General features: G+C 72.6%; 15 protein-coding genes. 7 read left to right on the top strand and 8 right to left on the bottom strand.

The window, feature by feature from the left end:
• Position 1: 1 nt before the first annotated feature.
• From IE272_RS01590 to IE272_RS01575, 4 genes are all read right to left on the bottom strand, one after another.
• Entirely contained in the window at positions 2-619 is a 618-nt protein-coding gene (locus IE272_RS01590; protein WP_050358048.1) for a DUF4126 domain-containing protein, read from the bottom strand.
• A gap of 421 nt (positions 620-1,040) precedes the next feature.
• On the bottom strand, positions 1,041-1,652 hold the full coding sequence (locus IE272_RS01585; protein ID WP_007451319.1) for a TetR/AcrR family transcriptional regulator: 612 nt from the start codon (positions 1,650-1,652) through the stop codon (positions 1,041-1,043).
• Between the two features lie 53 nt (positions 1,653-1,705).
• Positions 1,706-3,793, bottom strand: coding sequence for a YhgE/Pip family protein (locus IE272_RS01580; protein WP_190006091.1), 2,088 nt, complete (start codon positions 3,791-3,793; stop codon positions 1,706-1,708).
• A complete protein-coding gene (locus IE272_RS01575) occupies positions 3,765-4,514 on the bottom strand; it encodes an ATP-binding cassette domain-containing protein (RefSeq protein ID WP_190006090.1) in 750 nt (249 codons plus the stop codon). Before IE272_RS01575 ends, IE272_RS01580 begins: the two co-directional genes overlap by 29 nt.
• Positions 4,515-4,679: 165 nt before the next feature.
• Between IE272_RS01575 and IE272_RS01570 the strand changes: the two genes are divergently transcribed.
• The 3 genes from IE272_RS01570 (at position 4,680) to IE272_RS01560 (ending at position 6,781) form a co-directional block, all read left to right on the top strand.
• Positions 4,680-5,207, top strand: a complete 528-nt coding sequence (locus tag IE272_RS01570; RefSeq protein ID WP_032791792.1) for an SAV_6107 family HEPN domain-containing protein — start codon at positions 4,680-4,682, stop codon at positions 5,205-5,207.
• 163 nt (positions 5,208-5,370) lie between these two features.
• Complete coding sequence (locus IE272_RS01565) at positions 5,371-6,129, top strand: methyltransferase (protein WP_032791793.1); 759 nt, start codon at positions 5,371-5,373, stop codon at positions 6,127-6,129.
• Positions 6,130-6,376: 247 nt separating this feature from the next.
• A complete protein-coding gene (locus IE272_RS01560; RefSeq protein WP_050358051.1) occupies positions 6,377-6,781 on the top strand; it encodes an SCO2097 family morphological protein in 405 nt (134 codons plus the stop codon).
• A 236-nt stretch (positions 6,782-7,017) separates the two neighbouring features.
• On the opposite strand, the gene IE272_RS01555 is transcribed toward IE272_RS01560, so the two are convergent.
• From IE272_RS01555 to IE272_RS01540, 4 genes are all read right to left on the bottom strand, one after another.
• Positions 7,018-9,435, bottom strand: coding sequence for a transglutaminase TgpA family protein (locus tag IE272_RS01555; protein WP_190006089.1), 2,418 nt, complete (start codon positions 9,433-9,435; stop codon positions 7,018-7,020).
• Positions 9,432-10,799, bottom strand: coding sequence for a DUF58 domain-containing protein (locus tag IE272_RS01550; protein ID WP_190006088.1), 1,368 nt, complete (start codon positions 10,797-10,799; stop codon positions 9,432-9,434). The genes IE272_RS01555 and IE272_RS01550 overlap by 4 nt, the downstream gene beginning before the upstream one ends.
• Positions 10,799-11,851, bottom strand: a complete 1,053-nt coding sequence (locus IE272_RS01545) for an AAA family ATPase (protein ID WP_032791796.1) — start codon at positions 11,849-11,851, stop codon at positions 10,799-10,801. Before IE272_RS01545 ends, IE272_RS01550 begins: the two co-directional genes overlap by 1 nt.
• Positions 11,852-12,102: 251 nt before the next feature.
• Positions 12,103-12,666, bottom strand: a complete 564-nt coding sequence (locus IE272_RS01540) for a beta-class carbonic anhydrase (RefSeq protein ID WP_050358053.1) — start codon at positions 12,664-12,666, stop codon at positions 12,103-12,105.
• 428 nt (positions 12,667-13,094) lie between these two features.
• Between IE272_RS01540 and rsmH the strand changes: the two genes are divergently transcribed.
• The 4 genes from rsmH to IE272_RS01520 all read left to right on the top strand — a co-directional run bounded on the left by rsmH (position 13,095) and on the right by IE272_RS01520 (position 18,434).
• Positions 13,095-14,060, top strand: a complete 966-nt coding sequence (gene rsmH, locus IE272_RS01535; RefSeq protein WP_050358054.1) for a 16S rRNA (cytosine(1402)-N(4))-methyltransferase RsmH — start codon at positions 13,095-13,097, stop codon at positions 14,058-14,060.
• Between the two features lie 61 nt (positions 14,061-14,121).
• Positions 14,122-14,682 carry a cell division protein FtsL gene (gene ftsL / locus IE272_RS01530; RefSeq protein WP_050358055.1) on the top strand — a complete coding sequence of 187 codons (561 nt, stop codon included), beginning with the start codon at positions 14,122-14,124 and terminating at the stop codon, positions 14,680-14,682.
• A 4-nt stretch (positions 14,683-14,686) separates the two neighbouring features.
• Positions 14,687-16,675, top strand: a complete 1,989-nt coding sequence (locus IE272_RS01525; protein WP_050358056.1) for a peptidoglycan D,D-transpeptidase FtsI family protein — start codon at positions 14,687-14,689, stop codon at positions 16,673-16,675.
• Positions 16,676-16,715: 40 nt separating this feature from the next.
• Positions 16,716-18,434, top strand: a complete 1,719-nt coding sequence (locus IE272_RS01520; RefSeq protein ID WP_078961207.1) for a UDP-N-acetylmuramoyl-L-alanyl-D-glutamate--2,6-diaminopimelate ligase — start codon at positions 16,716-16,718, stop codon at positions 18,432-18,434.

Raw genomic sequence — 18,434 nt, 5'->3', positions numbered from 1 at the left:
ATCAGCCGGGAGGCCAGGGCCCGCCCGTTCCCGCCAGGCGTTTCTCCTCGCGGCGCTGGGCCCGGCGGCGCAGGAAGCGGCGGATCCGCGAGGCGAGGAAGAGCACGGTGACGATGCCGAGCACCAGCAGCACGGCCGCGATCACGGCGGCCGCCACCGGGTTGAATATGGCGAAGGTGATGACTCCGGCGACCCCGAGGTCCTCGGCGACGCTCATCCCGATGTTGCTGAAGGGCTCCGGGGAGGTGTTGACGGCCATCCGCGTGCCCGCCTTCACCAGATGGCTCATCAGCGCCGTGGACCCGCCGATCGCGCCGGCCGCCAGCTCCGGCAGCGAACCGCTCTCCCCGGCCAGCAGCGCGGCCACCACGGCCCCGGCGACGGGCCGGATCACGGTGTGCGCCGTGTCCCAGACCGAGTCGACGTAGGGGATCTTGTCCGCCACCGCCTCGCAGAGGAACAGGACTCCGGCCACGATCAGGACGTCGGTGCGCTGCAGGGCGGCGGGCACCTCGTCGGACACGCCGGTCGCGCCGAACAGTCCGAGCAGCAGGACCACCGCATACGCGTTGATTCCGCTTGCCCAGCCGCTTGTGAACACCAGGGGGATTACCGACACGCAGGCGATCGTAACGACCCCGCGCCGGACCCGGGTGGGGTGCGGCGCGGAGCCCTGAGTATCCGTACTCAGGGACGTAGATGAGTAGCAGCGCGGATAGGCCCCCACCTGCGAGGACGGCAGAGTGATGACCACGGAAGGGGCGCTGGGCCAGGACCGCCGGCACGGGGCGGCGGAACGGTGCGGTTCCCCCGACGCAACGGGGGTGCACGACGGAGGCCCGGGGACCACGGGGGACATACGGGGTCACGGGGAACGGGTTTCCGGAAGCACGGAAGACGCCGGTCCGGTGAGGTTCGCGGGGGATGCGAACTCCAGCGGCCGGCGTCTTCGGCTTTCCCGGTACATCTCCGGACCGGGACCGGTACGTCCCCGGACCCGGACCCGGACCCGTCCCCGGACCCGGAGTGCCCGGCGGGTCTCAGTGCCCGCTGACCCGCCCGTGCAGCAGCAGGGACAGCGCCGAGTGGACCTCGTCGATCGAGCGCTCCGGCTGGAACGCCTGCCAGTCCAGTGCCGCCACCAGCACCATCCCGACCAGCGCGGCGGCCGTCAGCGGGATGTCGATCTCCTCGCTCAGCTCACCGCTGTCCACCGCCTCCCGCAGCACGTCCTCGACGACCGCGACGGCCTCCTGACGTACCACCAGCAGCGTGGACTGCCAGGCGCGGTTGGTGCGCCACAGCTCGGCCACGTACAGCTGGGTGAAGGCCGGGTAGCGGTCGATGAAGGCGAGACCGGCCCGGATCATCGCGTCCAGCGCCTCGACCCGGGTGCCACCACGTTCCGCGGACTCCTCGGCGGCGGCCCGCAGCGAGGCCGTGAGCAGCCCCACACCGTGCCGGAGCAGCTCCTCGAACAGCTCGGTCTTGCTCTTGAAGTTGTAATAGACCGTGCCCTTGGCGACCCCGGCCCGCTCGGCGATCTCGTCGACGGTGGTCGCCGAGAAGCCCTTCTCGGCGATGAGCGTCACCGCCGCCTCGTAGAGCTTCTGCCGGGTGGCCTGGCGGCGCGTGGTGCCACTGCTTTCCATGGGGCCGATTCTTCCAGGCCCCGCCGCGCTCGCGGGCGCGGCTCCGGGCGCGCTCACAGGCTCAGCTCCGGGTGCAGCCGGCTCAGGCTCCACACCTGCTTGCGGCGGGCGGTGAACGCGGTCAGGGCCAGCGCGCCGACGGTGAACGCCCCCAGCACCGCGCAGCCCAGCCACACCGGGCCGAGGGGGCCGCCCGTGATCAGCCTGCGCAGCCCCTCGACGACGTACGTCATGGGGAGGTACGGGTGGATCGCGCCGAAGAAGCCGGGGCTGGTCTGGACGGGGTACGTGCCCCCGGCCGAGGTCAGCTGGAGCATCAGCACCACCAGCACCAGGATTCGCCCGGCCGCCCCGAAGCAGGCGTTCAGCCACTGCACGATCGCGGCGAAGCAGCAGGTCACCAGGGCCAGGAAGCCGATCGTTCCGGCGGCGTGGGTCATCTGGAGGCCGAGGCCCCAGTGCAGGACGGCCATCAGGGCGCCGACCTGGAGCGTGCCGATGGCGGCGACCGGGAGCCAGCCGGCGAGCGCGATCCGCCAGGAGGAGGCCCCGGCGGCGAGCGCCCGCTTGTTGAGCGGCTGGATCAGCATGTACGCCACCATCGCGCCGACCCACAGGGACAGCGGGATGAAGTACGGGGCGAATCCGGTGCCGTAGTTGGGGGCCTCGTGCAGCGACTTGGAGGCCAGCTGGACGGGGTCGGCCATGACGTCGGTCCGCGCGTCGCGGTCCTTCTTGCCGTAGTCCGGGATCCTGTCGACGCCGTCGTTGAGGCCCTGGGCCAGCTCGGCCGAGCCGTCGCCGAGCCGGAAGAGCCCGCCGTCCAGGTTCTCCGCGCCGGTCTTCAGCTTGCCGACGCCGGTGTCCAGGTCGCCGGCGCCGGTCTGCGCGCCGCCGAGTCCGGTGTGCAGCGACTGCGCGCCCTTGGCGACCTTGTGGGCGCCGGTGTTCAGTTCGTTGACCTTGGCCACGGCCGATGCCAGGTCGTCGTCCAGCGTCGGCGCGCGCTTCGCGAGGTCGTCGGCCTGCTTCTGGAAGGCGGTCAGCTGGGTGCTCAGCTTCTTCAGGTCGCCGTTCTGGTTCGTGACCAGGGTGTTCACATCGGCGGCGATCTTCGCGACGTCGACGGCGGCGACCTTCGCGCGCTCCAGCGGGGGGCAGACAGCGGCGTCGGGCTCCTCGGCCTCCTCGCACCGGGTGCGGTGGATCCCGGTCAGCTCGTCGGCCGCCTCCTTGGCGCCGACGGCGGCGCTGGGCGCGCTCTTCACCAACAGGTCGAGGTTGTGCCGTACGGCCCCGGAGGTGTCGGCGACCAGGCGGGCCGTGTCGCGGATGGACTTCCCGTTGTCCTGGAAGAAGGGGCGTACGTCACCGGCGATCCCGTTGACCTTGTCGGCCAGGACCTGGGTGCCGCCGGCGACCTGGGCGGAGCCCGTGGCGAGATCGCGCGAGCCCTGGTTCAGCTTCACGATGCCGTCGGAGAGCTTCTTGCTGCCCGCCTTGGAGTCCTTGAGACCGTCCGCGAGGTCCTTGGAACCCTTCTTCGCCTTCGAGATGCCGCCCTTGAGGTCGTCGGCGCCCTTGGCCGCATCGGCGGTCTTGTCGTGCAGATCGGAGAAGTTGATGAAGATGCGGTCCAGGAAGGACCGGGAGGCGTTCGTGGAGGCGGCGTTGCGCACCTCTCCGAAGACCGTCCTGGAGATCTGCCCGACGATGTAGTTGTTCGCGTCGTTCGTCCGCACCTGGAGCGCGCCGGTCTCGGGGGAGTCCCCGCCGCTGGACGCGATCTTCCTGCTGAAGTCCGACGGCATCGTCAGCGAGAGGTAGTACGTACCCTCCTCGACGCCCTTCTCGGCCTCGGCGGAGCTCACCTCGTGCCAGTCGAACACCTTGGAGTCGAGCAGCTTCTCGCTGATCTCGTCCCCGGCCGCGACGCGCTTCCCGTCGCTGGTGGCCCCCTTGTCGTCGTTGACCAGGGCGACGGGCAGCTTGTCGAGCTTCCCGTACGGGTCCCAGAAGGAGCACAGGTACAGGGCGCCGTAGAGCAGGGGCAGGAGCAGCAGGGCCACCAGCGCGGCGGCCGGCAGCTTCCCCCGCCCGAACCGCTTCAGCTCAAGCGCGGCCAGCTTCGGCGAACGCATCGGCCGTCTCCTCATCGGTGGTGGTTGCGGGGGCGGTGCGAACGACCAGGGTGTCCTCGGGGGCCTCGCTGCACACGGCGAGCACGGTCGTCCCCGCGTCGGCCACGGAGCGCAGCAGCGCCCAGGCCCGGTCGCGTTCGGCGTCCGAGAGCTTGAGGTCGGTGTCGTCGACGGCGAGCAGCCGCGGCTCGCCGATCAGCGCCAGCGCGACGGACAGCCGCAGCGCCTCCAGCCGCTCCAGGTCCCTTACGGAGGTGCGCCCCGACTTGGGCAGCGTGGCGAGGTCGAGGCCGGCGGTCTCCAGAGCCTTGTCGATCCGGGCCCCGGCGGCGGCCCGGCGTTCGGCGCGCGGACGCAGGAGGGTGCGCAGCGAGGCGCCGTAGCGGCCCTGGAGGAGGGCGCGCTCGTTCAGGTGCTCGGCGACCGTGAAGGCCGGGTCCAGCTCACTGACCCCCGGGACGGGCCCCAGGGCGGCGATCCCGCGGACGGCGGCGGCCTGCTTGGGCAGCCGCAGACCACCGGTCCGCGCGTGGCCCCCGGTGGTGCGCATCCGGCCGGTCAGGGCGAGCAGCAGGCAGGTGCGGCCCGATCCCGACGGTCCCTCGATGGCCACCAGCGCGCCTGGCTCGGCACTGAACGTCACGTTCCGGAAGACCCGGCCGCGCGGTCCTTCCAGTCCCAAGTCCTCGGCGGCGACAGCCGCGCCGTGCGGGCTCTCCACAGACCCTCCCCTTATGTACTGACCAGTCAGTGCAAAAAGGTAGTCCGAACTCGCGCTCGAAGCAAAACGGCAGGTCAGGGCCGCATCGAGACCGATTGTCAGTGGGGCCCGCCACCATGGACACAGGCGGCCACGAAGCCGTCACACGACGACAGGAGGTTCGTCATGGCCAGCTCGTCCGCAGCCGCCGCCCCGCGGCGCCGCGCAGGCAGCCCTGCCCCCTCACTGACCGGTCCGGCCGGCGATGTCCACCCCGTGCTGCGCCGCAGCACGGCGCCGCCCGCCGCTCTCGAACTGCTCGCCAAGGCCCGCTCCGGCCTGGACGAGGCCGCCGTGCTCCACGAGCCGAACGAGCGGTACGCCACCGCACACCTCGCCGCCCTGCGCACCGCGGCGGCCGTGCTGGCCGCCCGGGGCCGCCCCGAGACGAACAAGCGCCGCCGCGAACGCATCCGCAGTGCCTGGGAGGTCCTCCCGGAGATAGCACCGGAACTGACCGAATGGAGCGCCCTCTTCGCCGCGGGCGCCCTGCGCCGGGCCCGTGCGGAGGCCGGCATGCCGGGGGCCGCCAGCGGGCGCGACGCCGACGACCTGCTGCGCGACGCGGCCATGTTCCTGCGCCTGGTGGAACGGCTCCTGGTCCTCCAGCCGGTGCTGCCACAACCACGCCCGGAGCGGCCGGGCGGCGGGTGACCCGAGGCCGGGCGCCGGACCGGCGCACGACGGGCGACCGCGCCGGTCCGACGCCGGGCCCGGGACGGCGGTGCGAGGCAATAGGGTGGTGACCGCTCACATCACCACCGCACTGTTCACGCTCCGCCGTCCCCGGCGGCACGTTGCCGAGGAGTCATCTGCCGTGTCGGACCAGCTGCGCCCCCGCGCCTCCCTCCGTACCGCCGTGGTCTGGGAGGTCCTCAAGGACGCTCTGGACCGTCAGGTCAAGGCGACCGGCAAGGACGCCCTGGATGTTCTGGACACCGGTGGCGGCACCGGCAACTTCGCGGTGCCCGCGGCCCGGCTCGGCCACCGGGTCACCGTCGTCGACCCCAGCCCCAACGCGCTCTTCGCGCTGGAGCGCCGCGCGGCCGAAGCCGGGGTCGCCGACCGGGTCCGGGGGGTCCAGGGCGACATCCTCGGCCTGTTCGACGTCGTGGAGCGCGACGGCTTCGACGCGGTGCTCTGCCACGGCGTCCTGGAATACGTCGACGAGCCCGCCGAGGGCGTGCGCAACGCGGTCGAGGCGCTGCGGCCCTCCGGCGCGCTCAGCCTGCTGGCCGCCGGCCTGGGCGGAGCCGTCCTGGCCCGCGCGCTCGCCGGCCACTTCACCGAGGCCCGGCAGGCGCTCACCGACCCGGCCGGCCGCTGGGGCGAGGGCGACCCGGTGCCCCGCAGGTTCACCGCCGAGCAGCTCTCCGACCTGGTCTCCGCGGCCGGTCTGGAGATCGCCGCGGTGCACGGAGTCCGGGTCTTCGCCGACCTTGTGCCGGGCGCCCTGGTGGACACCGAGCCCGGCGCCATGGAGGCGCTCCTCAAGCTCGAAGCGGCCGTCGCCGAGCAGCCCGCTTTCCACTCCGTCGCCACCCAGCTCCACGTTCTGGGCGAGAAGCGCCGCTGATCAGCAACGCAGCTGCGGACCGAGTGGGACTCAGGACCCCCGTACGGGGCGTACGCCCCGTATGATCGGGTGACACCATCCGGCATGGCGGATCGGTCGTCGGGGAATCTACGCCTCAACAACCGAGCCGACATAGCGGTCCGGACTGGCTGAGCGCTAGAGGGCGGGTTTCACGGGGGCGAATCCCTGCCTATCCTGGAAGGGCCGCATACCGGTCGCCCCCGCGGCCGACGACGAGGAGGATCCCGTGCCGCTCTCGGAGCACGAGCAGCGCATGCTCGAGCAGATGGAGCGAGCGCTGTACGCCGAAGATCCCAAGTTCGCGACAGCGCTCGAGGGAAGCGGACTGCGTACGTATACCCGGAAAAGGGTCTATCAGGCGGTCGCTGGCTTCCTGGTGGGTATCGCGCTCCTCATGGCCGGAATGGTCGCCCAGCAGATCTGGATCAGCGTGGTGGGGTTCCTCGTCATGCTCGGCTGTGCCGTGCTCGCGGTCACCGGATGGCGCAAGGCGCCCAAGCCCGGTGAACAACAGCCGGCTGCCGCAGGCAGCGGGGACAGCGGCGCGAGCCGCCGACCGAGACAACGCCGGTCGATGATGAACCGCATCGAGCAGCGGTGGCAGCGCCGCCGCGACGAACAGGGCCAGTAGACGCCTCGGCCCTGGTCTTCCGCACAGGGCCGGTCACTGGCACGACGTATGACACCGATGGGTGAGGGGCGGCCGCATTTCTGCGGCCGCCCCTCAGCCGTTGCCCGGCGTTGCCCATGGCCCGACCGCGACGCCGTCGGCCGTAACGCCGATGCCCGACAGCGCCGAGCCTCCGGTCCCGACCCCTTCCCGGGGTCCGGACCGGAGGCTCTGTCGTGCGTCGCCCCCCGACCGCCTCAGCTGTGCTGACGCGTCAGGCGGCGCAGCCGGGCCGTCCAGCGACCGGCTCCCGGGCGGCCCGCCCACCGCTCCGCCAGTGCCGTCCGGCGCTCCGCGACGGCCCACACCACCCGGACGGACGATCGGGGCAGGAGCGTTGCCCGCAGTCGGGCGCCCCGGCCGGCCGATGCCCGCAGACCCGCCCGTACCGTCAGCGCGTCCTCGGCCAGCCCGGCCGAGGGACGCGGCTCGGGGGCGTACAGCACCTGCTCCACCGAGCCCGCGATCCGGTGCACGGCCTCGGCCGCCGTGGTGTCGAGCCGGCCCAGCCGCACGATCCTGGCCGCCGCCTTCCGTGGCGTCAGCGACTCGTCCGGAGCGATGCCGTGGTCCCAGGCCTCGTCGGAGATCTCCCGCCAGGCCGCCAGCGTCCGCGCGGCGGCGTCCGCCGGCGCCCGGCCCCCGGAGCCCAGCCGGCGGTTCCGCGCCCGGGTCCGCCACAACAGCGGCGACAACGGCAGGACCAGCACCAGGACCGCCGCGAGGACCACCAGCAGCACCGTCCCGGCCGGGGTGCCCCGGTCGGTCGGCAGCGCCGCTCCCGGCTCCTGCGAGGGACCGCACCCGCCTTCCTGGCGCAACTGCGGCGGGCAGCTGTCCTCGGCGGAGGGCGCCGCGGACGGTTCGGCGGAGGTGTCCGCGGAGGGCTGGGCCACGTCGCTCGCGCTGTCCGTGGGAACCTCGGGCCGGGTCCACGAGGGAGTGCTGCCCCGGCTGGGGGTGGGCTCGAAGCGGGTCCACCCGACCCCCTCGAAATACAGCTCGGGCCAGGCGTGCGCGTCGCGCAGCCCGACCGAGATCGCCCCGTCCGCCTTCATGGTGCCCGGGGTGAAGCCCACCGCTACCCGGGCCGGGATGCCCAGCGTCCGGGCCATCGCTGCCATCGAGAAGGAGAAGTGGATGCAGAAGCCCTCCCGGTCGCGGAGGAACCGGGCGATGGCGGACGATCCCGTCCCCGAGGTGACCGTCGTGTCGTACGTGAAGCCGCCGTCGGACGCGAACCAGTCCTGGAGCTTCACGGCCTGCTCGTAGGCGTTGGACGCGCCTTCGGTGACCTGCTCGGCGGTCTCGGCGACCACGCCCGGCAGCGAGCCGGGAACCTGGGTGTACTCGCGGACCAGCTCCTCCGGCGGCGGCCCTGCGGCCGCGAGCTGGGCCGCCGTGGGCTCGACGACCAGACTGCCGACCTCGTACTGCGCGCCGCGCGTGGTCTGCCCGTCGTCGCCGACCAGGGTGCGGCCCTCGGGCTCGTACCGCCAGCGGCCGCCGACGCGGACCTCGCTGGCCGGGTAGGGGAGCGGCAGGTAGGTCTGCTGGTAGGAGCGCGATGCGGAGATGTTCGTCCGGACCTCGGTCACGGAGACGTCCCGGCCCAGCCCGGTGGGCTGGGGGAGGCGGTCGGGAACGTCCGTCAGCCGGCGGGTGGAGGATCGCCACTCGCTGCCGTTGAACTCGTCCAGGGCCAGGATCCGGAGATAGAGGCTCTGCGGGTTCTCGATGTTGCTGCGGTACGTCATCACCTCCCGGTTGTCCGGCTGGTTGAGGTTGTTCTGGAGCGAGACCAGCGGGTTCACCGCGGAGATGGTGCCGCCGCCGCTGCCCCTGCCGTTCCCCGGACCCTTGCCCCCCAGCAGGCCGCTGTCCAGGGCGGGCAGGGCCAGCGGGGCCACCAGGGCGATGCCGAGCGCCAGCACACCGATCCGCCGCCCGGTGCGGACGGGGGAGGAGCCGCCGCCCACACCGGCAAGACCGTCGGCCAGACCGCCCGAATTCCGCGCGGCGCCGCCGAAGACGCGGCCCCACTGGGAGAGCCGGTCCCGGCCCTCCGCCAGCAGGAGCAGCAGATAGCCGGAGGCCGCCAGCAGGAACCACAGCCAGCTCGCCCCGCCGTCGGAGAGACCGGCCGCGACCGAATACAGGGCGAGGAGGGGCAGTCCGGCCGGGGCCGCGCTGCGGAAGGTCACCGCCAGGGCGTCCACCGCAAGACCGATCAGGACCACCCCGCCGACCACCATCAGCTTGATGCCGTCGGTCATCGGTGCCGGGATGGCGTACGTGCCGACGTCCTCCCCGCCCGCCACCAGCAGCTCGCCGAGCCGCATGAGGGCCTCCGGTCCGGGCAGCACCCCGAACAGGGCGTGGTCCCGGACGAACACCAGCGTCAGCAGCAGCAGAGTGACCAGCGTCTGGACGCCGATGGTCAGCGTCCTGGCCAGCGGCACCCGGCGCGCGAGGGCGCCCACCCCGCTCTGGACGCCGAGCAGCACCGCCGCCTGCACCAGCCACCCGACCCCGTCCACCAGCGGGATCAGCGCCCCCGCCGCCAGCAGTGTCGCCGCATAGGCGCACAGCGCCAGCCTGGCCCGCCCGCTCATGACCATCCCCCCGTGAAACCTGTCGCGCCGCCGCTCGGGGCCGACGGCGAATCCGTGCGCATCCCGCCCGCCAGCTGCCACAGCGCGGGCAGTTCGGCACCCGGCTCCACGGGCACCGCGATCCAGCCCGACTCGCGCAGCCGTCGCAGCCGCTCCTCGGCCCGTCCCGCCTCGTCCTCGTCGCCGGCCCAGGCGGCGCTGTCCAGGACGAAGGCGACCCCGGCCCCGGCCCGCTGCCGCATCCGGGCCGCGACCGCGGCCTGTTCCTCGTCCAGATCGCCGAAGAAGGCGATGAGCAGTCCATCGTTGCCGCCGCGCAGCACGTCATGGGCGCGCGAGAGGCCCCCGCCGTCGGAATGGCCGACGACCGCGAGCGTGTCGAGCATCAGACCGGCCGAGTCCGCGGACTCCTGGGTCGAGCCCGCGAAACCGCCCGACCCCTCGCCGGGCACCGCGTTCCCGTCGTCCGTGAGCAGCCGTACGGCGAAGCCGCGCTCCAGCATGTGCACGAGCGCGGAGGCCGCCCCGGAGACCGCCCATTCGAACGCCGAGTCGGGCCCGGCGCCCTGGTAACCGATGTCCCGGGTGTCCAGCAGGACCGTGCATCTGGCCCGTTGCGGCTGCTCCTCACGGCGCACCATCAGCTCGCCGTGGCGTGCGGTGGAGCGCCAGTGGACCCGGCGCAGGTCGTCGCCGTGCCGGTAGCCGCGCGGAATGATGTCGTCCTCACCGGCCAGCGCGAGGGACCGCTGCCGCCCGTCGCCGTACCCGGAGGCCTCGCCCGCCAGCCGCAGCACCGGCAGCGGCACCGTGCGCGGGACGACGACGAGGGTGTCGTAAGCGCTGAAGGAGCGGGACAGCTCGCACATCCCGAACGGGTCGCTGAGCCGCAGCTGCAGCGGGCCCAGCGGATAGCGGCCGCGCAGGTCGGAGCGGACCCGGTAGGACACCTCGCGCCGGCCGCCCGCCTCCACCCGGTCCAGGACGAAGCGGGGGCGCGGGCCGAGGACGTACGGGACGCGGTCCTGGAGCATCAGCAGACCGGTGGGCAGCCGGGAGACGTTCTCCATCCGCAGGTGCACCCGGGCCTCCGCGCCGGCGGGCACGCGGGACGGCGAGAGCCGTCGGGTGCCCGTCACCCGGTAACGGGTGCGGTAGAGGACGGTCACGCAGACCAGGGGCAGCACGGCCAGCAGCAGCCCGACCCGCAGCAGATCGCCCTGGCCCAGGACGTACGCGCAGACGGCGGCGGCAAGACCGGCGGCCAGGAACGAGCGTCCCCGGGTGGTCAGCCCGCCCAGGGCCGCCCGGAGGCCGCCCTTCCTGTCGCCGTCCTCCACGGCGCCGGGCTCGCCGGCCGCCATCACAGCCGCCGTGCCCCGGGCTGCTGCTGGTGGTACAGCGGGCGGCCCGGCTCCTGCCCGCCCGGTGCGGGCGGCGCGGTGCCGCCGGCCGAGGTCGGTACGGGGGTGCGCTGGATGATCTCCAGGACCACCTGCTCCGCCGTGCGGCGGTTCAGCTGGGCCTGGGCGGTGGGCAGCAGCCGGTGCGCGAGCACCGGCGTGGCCAGCGCCTGGACGTCGTCCGGCAGGGCGTAGTCCCGCCCGCTGAGCGCGGCGGACGCCTTCGCGGCGCGCAGCAGGTGCAGCGTCGCGCGCGGGGAGGCGCCGAGCCTGAGGTCGGGGTGGCTCCGGGTGGCCCCGACGAGCTCCACGGCGTAGCGCCGCACGGCGTCGGCGACATGCACCGTACGGACGGCGTCGATCAGTTTCACGATGTCGTGGGCGTGGGCCACCGGCTGGAGGTCGTCCAGCGGGGAGAGGCCCCCGTGCACGTCGAGCATCTGGAGCTCGGCCTCCGGGCTGGGGTAGCCGATGGAGACCCGGGCCATGAAGCGGTCGCGCTGGGCCTCGGGCAGCGGGTAGGTGCCCTCCATCTCGACCGGATTCTGGGTGGCCACCACCATGAACGGGTCGGGCAGCTCGTACGAGTGCCCGTCGATGGTGACCTGGCGCTCCTCCATCGACTCCAGCAGCGCCGACTGCGTCTTCGGAGAGGCGCGGTTGATCTCGTCGCCGATCACGATCTGGGCGAAGATCGCGCCCGGCTTGAACTCGAAGTCCCGCCGCTGCTGGTCGAAGATCGACACACCGGTGATGTCCGAGGGCAGCAGGTCCGGCGTGAACTGGATCCGTCGCACCGAACAGTCGATGGACCGCGCCAGCGCCTTGGCCAGCATGGTCTTGCCGACACCGGGGACGTCCTCGATGAGGAGATGCCCCTCGGCGAGGAGCACGGTCAGTGATAGCCGTACGACCTCGGGCTTGCCCTCGATCACACCCTCCACCGACCTGCGCACCCGCTCTGCGGTGGTGGTCAGATCCGTGAGGCTCGCTCGATCGTCATAGGTCGTCACCCGGCCCTCCTCGGCCCTTTTTGTGCAGGGGCCGTCGCGCGTACCCACGCGGCCCACCCCGAAAAATCGGACACTCCGCCGGAGGACCCGGGGATGTCACACCCGCATTCTTGTTGCCGTTACCGCTTCGTGTCACTCGCCTGTGGATAAGTGGGTGTGAAAAGTCAGCGTCTGTCGCGATTTCGGCACCGCGGGGCGCGGTGATGCGTGCGTGAGGTGCGGCGGAGGGCCGGGAAACGAGGTGAATGCGTTCAGGAAGCGGAGTGGATCTCGCGCAGCAGACCGGTGGTGACGTCGAAGACGAACCCGCGCACGTCGTCGGTGTGCAGGAGGAACGGCGAGGTGCGCACCCGCTGCATCGACTGGCGCACGTCCTGGTCGGCGTCCGTATAGGCCTCAACCGCCCAGACCGGACGCTGGCCCACCTCGCGCTCCAGCTCCTGGCGGAAGTCCTCGGTGAGGGACTCCAGGCCGCAGTTGGTGTGGTGGATGAGGACCACGCTGCGGGTGCCGAGCGCCCGCTGGCTGATGGTCAGCGAGCGGATCACGTCGTCGGTGACCACGCCGCCCGCGTTACGGATGGTGTGGCAGTCGCCGAGTTCCAGGCCGAGCGCCGCGTGCAGGTCGAGACGGGCGTCCATGCAGGCGACCACGGCCACCTGGAGGACGGGGCGCGCGTCCATGCCCGGATCGCGGAAGTCCTTGGCGTACCCGGCGTTCAGTTCGACGAGCCGGTCGGTGACCTGGCCCCCCTCGTGGACCGCCGCGGCGGTGGACGTCATGGACTCGGCGGGGGAGTGAGCGGAAGTCGACATGGATACGACGTTAGCCTTCCCACCTGGCCCGAGCGTGCTGTGAGGGCGGACAAAAAACGTCAACTCGGCTTGTTGTGAGCTAACCCACAGGACTCACAGGGATGCACCCATTCGGGTGGGTTGGCCGCATCCGGACGGGTGGCGCGACTCGCTGCCCGGTTCGTTGATCGCGAATCGATCGAATGGCAGGGTGGACTAAAGTAACGCGAAGTCACCACCCACCTCCGTACCCACTGCCCCATCGCACCCCCCGTACCTCCTGCATATTCCGTATTTCCCCCGTGATGTGCGGCGTACGTGCGACCCGGCCCTCTCCCGCTCTCGGTCGGCCGACGCCTCTTCCCCGGCGCCGGCGGACCTCCCCTTCAGAGCGGGCGGGGACCAGGACGTACGTGCCGGCCGCGCGGGACAGAGCCTGAGAGGGCGCATTGAGCCAGACCCGACACGTCCCGGTGATGCTCCAGAGGTGTCTGGACCTGTTGGCCCCGGCTCTCCAGGACCCGGCCCACCCGGAGCCCGTGGTCGTCGACTGCACCCTCGGCCTCGGCGGCCACAGCGAGGCGCTGCTCGCCTCCTTCCCCACCGCCCGGCTGATCGCCCTGGACCGCGACAAGGAGGCGCTCCGCCTCTCCGGCGAACGGCTCGCCCCCTACGGCGACCGCGCCACCCTCGTCCACGCCGTCTACGACGAGCTCCCCGAGGTCCTCGCGCGGCTCGGGATCCCCAAGGTCCAGGGCGTGCTGTTCGACCTCGGCGTCTCCTCCATGCAACTGGACGAGGCCGACCGCGGATTCGCGTACGCCCAGGACGCCCCGCTCGACATGCGGATGGACCAGAGCACCGGCATGGGCGCCGCCGAGGTGCTCAACACCTATCCGCCCGGCGAACTGGTCCGGATCCTGCGCGCGTACGGCGAGGAGAAGCAGGCCAAGCGGATCGTCTCCGCCGTCGTGCGCGAGCGCGAGAAGGAGCCGTTCAGCAACAGCGCCCGGCTCGTCGAGCTGATCCGCGACGCGCTGCCGCAGGCCGCCAAGCGCACCGGCGGCAACCCCGCGAAGCGGACCTTCCAGGCCCTGCGCATCGAGGTCAACGGCGAGCTGAGCGTCCTGGAGCGGGCCATTCCGGCCGCCGTCCAGTGCCTCGACGTCGGCGGCCGCATCGCCGTGCTGTCCTACCACTCGCTGGAGGACCGGCTGGTCAAGCAGGTCTTCGCGGCCGGCGCCGCCAACACCGCGCCCCCCGGACTGCCCGTCGTCCCCGAGCGCTACCAGCCCCGGCTGAAGCAGCTCACCCGGGGCGCCGAGCTGCCCACCGAGGAGGAGGTCGCCGAGAACCGGCGCGCCGCCCCCGCCCGGCTGCGCGGCGCCCAGCGCATCCGCGCGGAGGAGCGATGAGCGCCCGGCGTCGCCCGACGCGAAGCGGTCGCCCGACGCCGGGCGGCAGGGGAGCCGTGCGGTGAGCAAACCGGCCGCACCGCTGAAGGGGCGGGCCGCGCGGCTCGCCCGGCTGATGCCGTCCACCGGGCCCAGCACCGCGGCCCGCACCCCCTTCGTGCTGCTGGTGGTCCTGCTCCTGGGCGGCGGGCTCATCACCCTGCTCCTGCTGAACTCCGCGCTCAACGAGGGATCGTTCAGGCTCAGCGAGCTGAAGCGGGACACCACCGAGCTCACCGACGAGCAGCAGGCCCTCCAGCGCGACGTCGACAGCCGTTCCCAGCCCGACGCCCTGGAACGCCGGGCCCGGGAGCTGGGCATGGTCCCCGGCGGCAGCCCCGCCTTCCTGGACCCGGACGGCACGGTCCGCGGCAACCCCACCGAGGCCACCGCCCCGCCGCCGAGCCCGAGCCCCACACCGAGCCCCCGCGCCTCGGCAGGCGCCGCACCGGACCCCGACGCCACCGCCACCGGGGCCTCCGGCTCCGCTTCGCCCTCCGGATCCGCACCCGCGGCCGAATCCGACTCCGCGACCGCCCCCGCGGCGGAGAGCACCCCGCCCCCGACGAGCCCCGGCAGGTGACGCAGTGCCGCCCAAGGAACCGCCGCGCCGCCGCGTACCCGGACCGGCCCGCCCCCGTAGCGGGGGATCGGGATCCGGCCGCTCCGGCGCACGCCCACCCACCCGCCGCCCCCGTCCCGCAGCGGGGCGCACCACCGCGCGCGGAGGCACACCGCGCTCCCTGCGGCTCGGCAGCCCCCGCCCCCGGCTGCGGCTCGTCAGCCTCGGGCTGACGCTGGTCATGCTGGCCTTCGTGGCCCGTCTGCTCCAGGTCCAGGCCGTCGACGCCAGCGCGTACGCGGCCAAGGCCGAGAAGAACCGCTACCTGGAGTACACGGTCGCCGCCGAGCGCGGCGAGATCACCGACCGCAAGGGCGTCGCACTCGCCACCAGCGTGGACGCGCACAACATCACGGCCGACCCGAAGATGTTCACGCCCGAAGACAGCAAGGCCCCCGATGCGCCCCAGCAGGCCGCGGCCCTGCTCGCCCCGATCCTCGGCAAGGACGTCGACGAGCTCGTCGAGAAGCTCTCCGAGCCGGGGGCCCGCTACACCGTCCTCGCCTACCGGCAGACCCCCCAGGTCTGGAAGCAGATCAAGGACCTCAAGTCCGTCTTCGCCGAGAAGGCGTACGAGGACAAGCTGAAGGGCGGCCCGGGAGCCAACGTCCTGGCCGGCGTCCTCCAGGTGCCGACCACCAAGCGCGTCTACCCCAACGGGGACCTCGCCGCCGGGATACTGGGATTCGTCAGCGCCGACGGCAAGGGCGGCGGCGGCCTCGAATCGCAGCTGAACAAGGAACTCGCGGGCGAGGACGGCAAGATCCGCTACGCCCAGGCCGGCGGCCGTCGGGTTCCCACCGCGGGCGGCAGCGAGATCCCGGCCGTGCCCGGCTCCGACATCGAGCTGACCATCGACCGCGACATCCAGTGGGCCGCCCAGAAGGCCATCAGCGACCAGGTCGAGAAGTCCAAGGCCGACCGCGGCTACGTCATCGTGCAGAACACGCGGACCGGCGAGCTGCTGGCCATGGCCAACGCCCCCGGCTACGACCCCAACGACCTCTCCCAGGTGACCTCCGCCTCCCTCGGCAACGCCGCCCTCCAGGACGTGTACGAGCCCGGCTCCACCAGCAAGGTCATGTCCATGGCCGCCGTACTGGAGGAGAAGGCCGCCACGCCCGGCACCCACGTCACCGTCCCCAACCGGCTGCACCGCGGCGACCGGCTCTTCAAGGACGACGTGGACCACCCCACCTGGTACCTCACGCTCAACGGGGTCCTCGCCAAGTCCAGCAACATCGGCACCATCCTGGCGACCGGTCAGCTCGGCAAGACCCAGGCGGAGTCCAACCAGGTCCTCTACTCCTACCTGCGCAAGTTCGGCCTCGGCTCCAAGACCGGGCTCGGCTACCCCGGGGAGTCGCCGGGCCTGCTGGCCCACCCCAAGGACTGGTCGACCTCGCAGCAGTACACGATTCCGTTCGGTCAGGGCCTCTCGCTCAACGCCGTCCAGGCCGCCTCGGTCTACTCCACCATCGCCAACGGGGGCGTACGGATCGCCCCCACCCTCGTCCGCGGCGCCAAGGGCTCCGACGGGCGCTTCGCCCCGGCCGAGGCCCCCGAGGAGAACCGGGTGGTCAGCGAGAAGACCGCCAAGACCCTGGCGACGATGCTGGAGTCCGTCGTCGACGACCGGGAAGGGACCGGCACCAAGGCCGCCATCCCCGGCTACCGGGTCGCGGGCAAGACCGGCACCGCCAACCGCGTCGACCCCGTCCGCGGCGTCTACAAGGGCTACACCGCCTCCTTCGCGGGCTTCGCCCCCGCCGACAACCCGCAGATCACCGTCTACTGCGCGATCCAGAACCCCACCAAGGGCAGTTACTTCGGCGGCCAGATCTGCGGCCCGATCTACAAGCAGGTCATGGAGTTCGCGCTCAAGACGCTCCAGACCCCACCGTCCGGCAGCGAGCCGCCCCGGCTGCCGGTGTCCTTCAAGCCCGGCGAGTGAACACGGGGATGCGCGAGCATCCCCTTCAAGGGAACCCTCAGTGACAACCATCACCCCCGATCCCGGGAACCGGAACGAGAACCGCCGGAACCAGGGTCCCTCGCTTCGCGAGACTCCGCACCGGCCCGGTACGCTCACCGCCGTGCCCCACGCTGATCAGTCCCAAACCTCTCAGAAGGACGCGCCTGTGACCTACCCGGGAGCGCCCCGACCGGACCGGCTCCGGCCCACCCCGCTCGGCGAGCTGGCAGACCGGCTCGGCGTCGAAGCGGCCGGGTCCGGTGAGATCACCGGCATCACGCACGACTCGCGGGCCGTGCGCCCGGGCGACGTGTACGCGGCCCTGCCCGGCGCCCGTTTCCACGGCGCCGACTTCGCGGCCCAGGCCGCGGGCCTCGGCGCCGCCGCCGTCCTCACCGACCCCGCCGGCGCCGAACGCGCCGCCGCCACCGGCCTGCCGGTGCTGGTCATCGAGGACCCGCGCGCCGTCATGGGCGAGCTGGCCGCCGACATCTACGGGCGGCCCGGCATCGGCCTTCTCCAGCTCGGCATCACCGGAACCTCCGGCAAGACCACCACCGCGTACCTCGTCGAGGGCGGACTGCGCGCCGCCGGACGCCCCACCGGGCTGATCGGCACCGTCGAGATGCGGATCGGCGACGAACGCATCAAGTCCGAGCGCACCACCCCCGAAGCCACCGACCTCCAGGCCCTGTTCGCCGTCATGCGCGAACGCGGCGTCGAGGCCGTCGCGATGGAGGTCTCCAGCCACGCCCTGGTGCTCGGCCGCGTCGACGGCTGCGTCTTCGACGTCGCCGTCTTCAACAACCTCAGCCCGGAGCACATGGAGTTCCACTCCGGCATGGAGGACTACTTCCAGGCCAAGGCCCAGCTGTTCACCCCCGAGCGCAGCCACCGCGGCGTCGTGAACTACGACGACGAGTACGGCCGCAGGCTCCTGACCGAGTCCGGGGTGCCGGTCACCAGCTTCTCCGCCGAGGGCCACCCGGACGCCGACTGGCACGCCGAGGACGTCGAGGTCGGCCCGCAGGACAGCACCTTCACCGCCGTCGGCCCGAAGGGCGAGCGGATCACCGCCCGCGCCCCGCTGCCCGGCCCGTTCAACGTCGCCAACACCCTCGCCGCGATCGTCACGCTGGCCGTCGCGGGCGTCGACCCGCAGACCGCCGCCGACGGCATCGCGGCCGTCCCCGGGGTCCCCGGCCGACTGGAGCGGGTGGACGCCGGACAGCCCTACCTCGCCGTCGTCGACTACGCGCACAAGACCGACGCCGTCGAGTCCGTACTGCGTTCCCTGCGCAAGGTCACCGAGGGCAAGGTGCACATCGTCCTCGGCTGCGGCGGCGACCGCGACACCACCAAGCGCGGCCCGATGGGCGCGGCAGCCGCCCGGCTCGCCGACACCGCCGTGCTGACCTCCGACAACCCCCGCTCCGAGGACCCCCTCGCGATCCTCGCCGCGATGCTCTCCGGCGCCGCCGAAGTGCCCGTCCACGAGCGCGGCGACGTGCTGGTCGACGCCGACCGCGCCTCCGCCATCGCCGCAGCCGTCGCCCGGGCGGAGGCGGGCGACACCGTCCTCGTCGCGGGCAAGGGGCACGAACAGGGCCAGGACATCCACGGGGTGGTACGCGCCTTCGACGACCGCAAGGTCCTGCACGCAGCCATCGAGCGGTCCCTGGCGCGCCCCGGCGCCGCGGACCGTGCCCCTCACCTCGAGAACAACAGTCAGGGATGA

Source organism: Streptomyces anulatus (assembly GCF_014650675.1).
Classification (GTDB): Bacteria; Actinomycetota; Actinomycetes; order Streptomycetales; family Streptomycetaceae; genus Streptomyces; species Streptomyces anulatus.
This window is presented reverse-complemented; position numbering and strand designations above follow the sequence as displayed.

What these genes read in the sequence shown, in the direction of transcription:
- IE272_RS01585 (WP_007451319.1), bottom strand. Translation starts at nt 1,652, where the DNA reads ATGGAAAGCAGTGGCACCACGCGCCGCCAGGCCACCCGGCAGAAGCTC.
- IE272_RS01580 (WP_190006091.1), bottom strand. Translation starts at nt 3,793, where the DNA reads ATGCGTTCGCCGAAGCTGGCCGCGCTTGAGCTGAAGCGGTTCGGGCGG.
- IE272_RS01570 (WP_032791792.1), top strand. Translation starts at nt 4,680, where the DNA reads ATGGCCAGCTCGTCCGCAGCCGCCGCCCCGCGGCGCCGCGCAGGCAGC.
- IE272_RS01555 (WP_190006089.1), bottom strand. Translation starts at nt 9,435, where the DNA reads ATGAGCGGGCGGGCCAGGCTGGCGCTGTGCGCCTATGCGGCGACACTG.
- IE272_RS01550 (WP_190006088.1), bottom strand. Translation starts at nt 10,799, where the DNA reads ATGGCGGCCGGCGAGCCCGGCGCCGTGGAGGACGGCGACAGGAAGGGC.
- IE272_RS01540 (WP_050358053.1), bottom strand. Translation starts at nt 12,666, where the DNA reads ATGTCGACTTCCGCTCACTCCCCCGCCGAGTCCATGACGTCCACCGCC.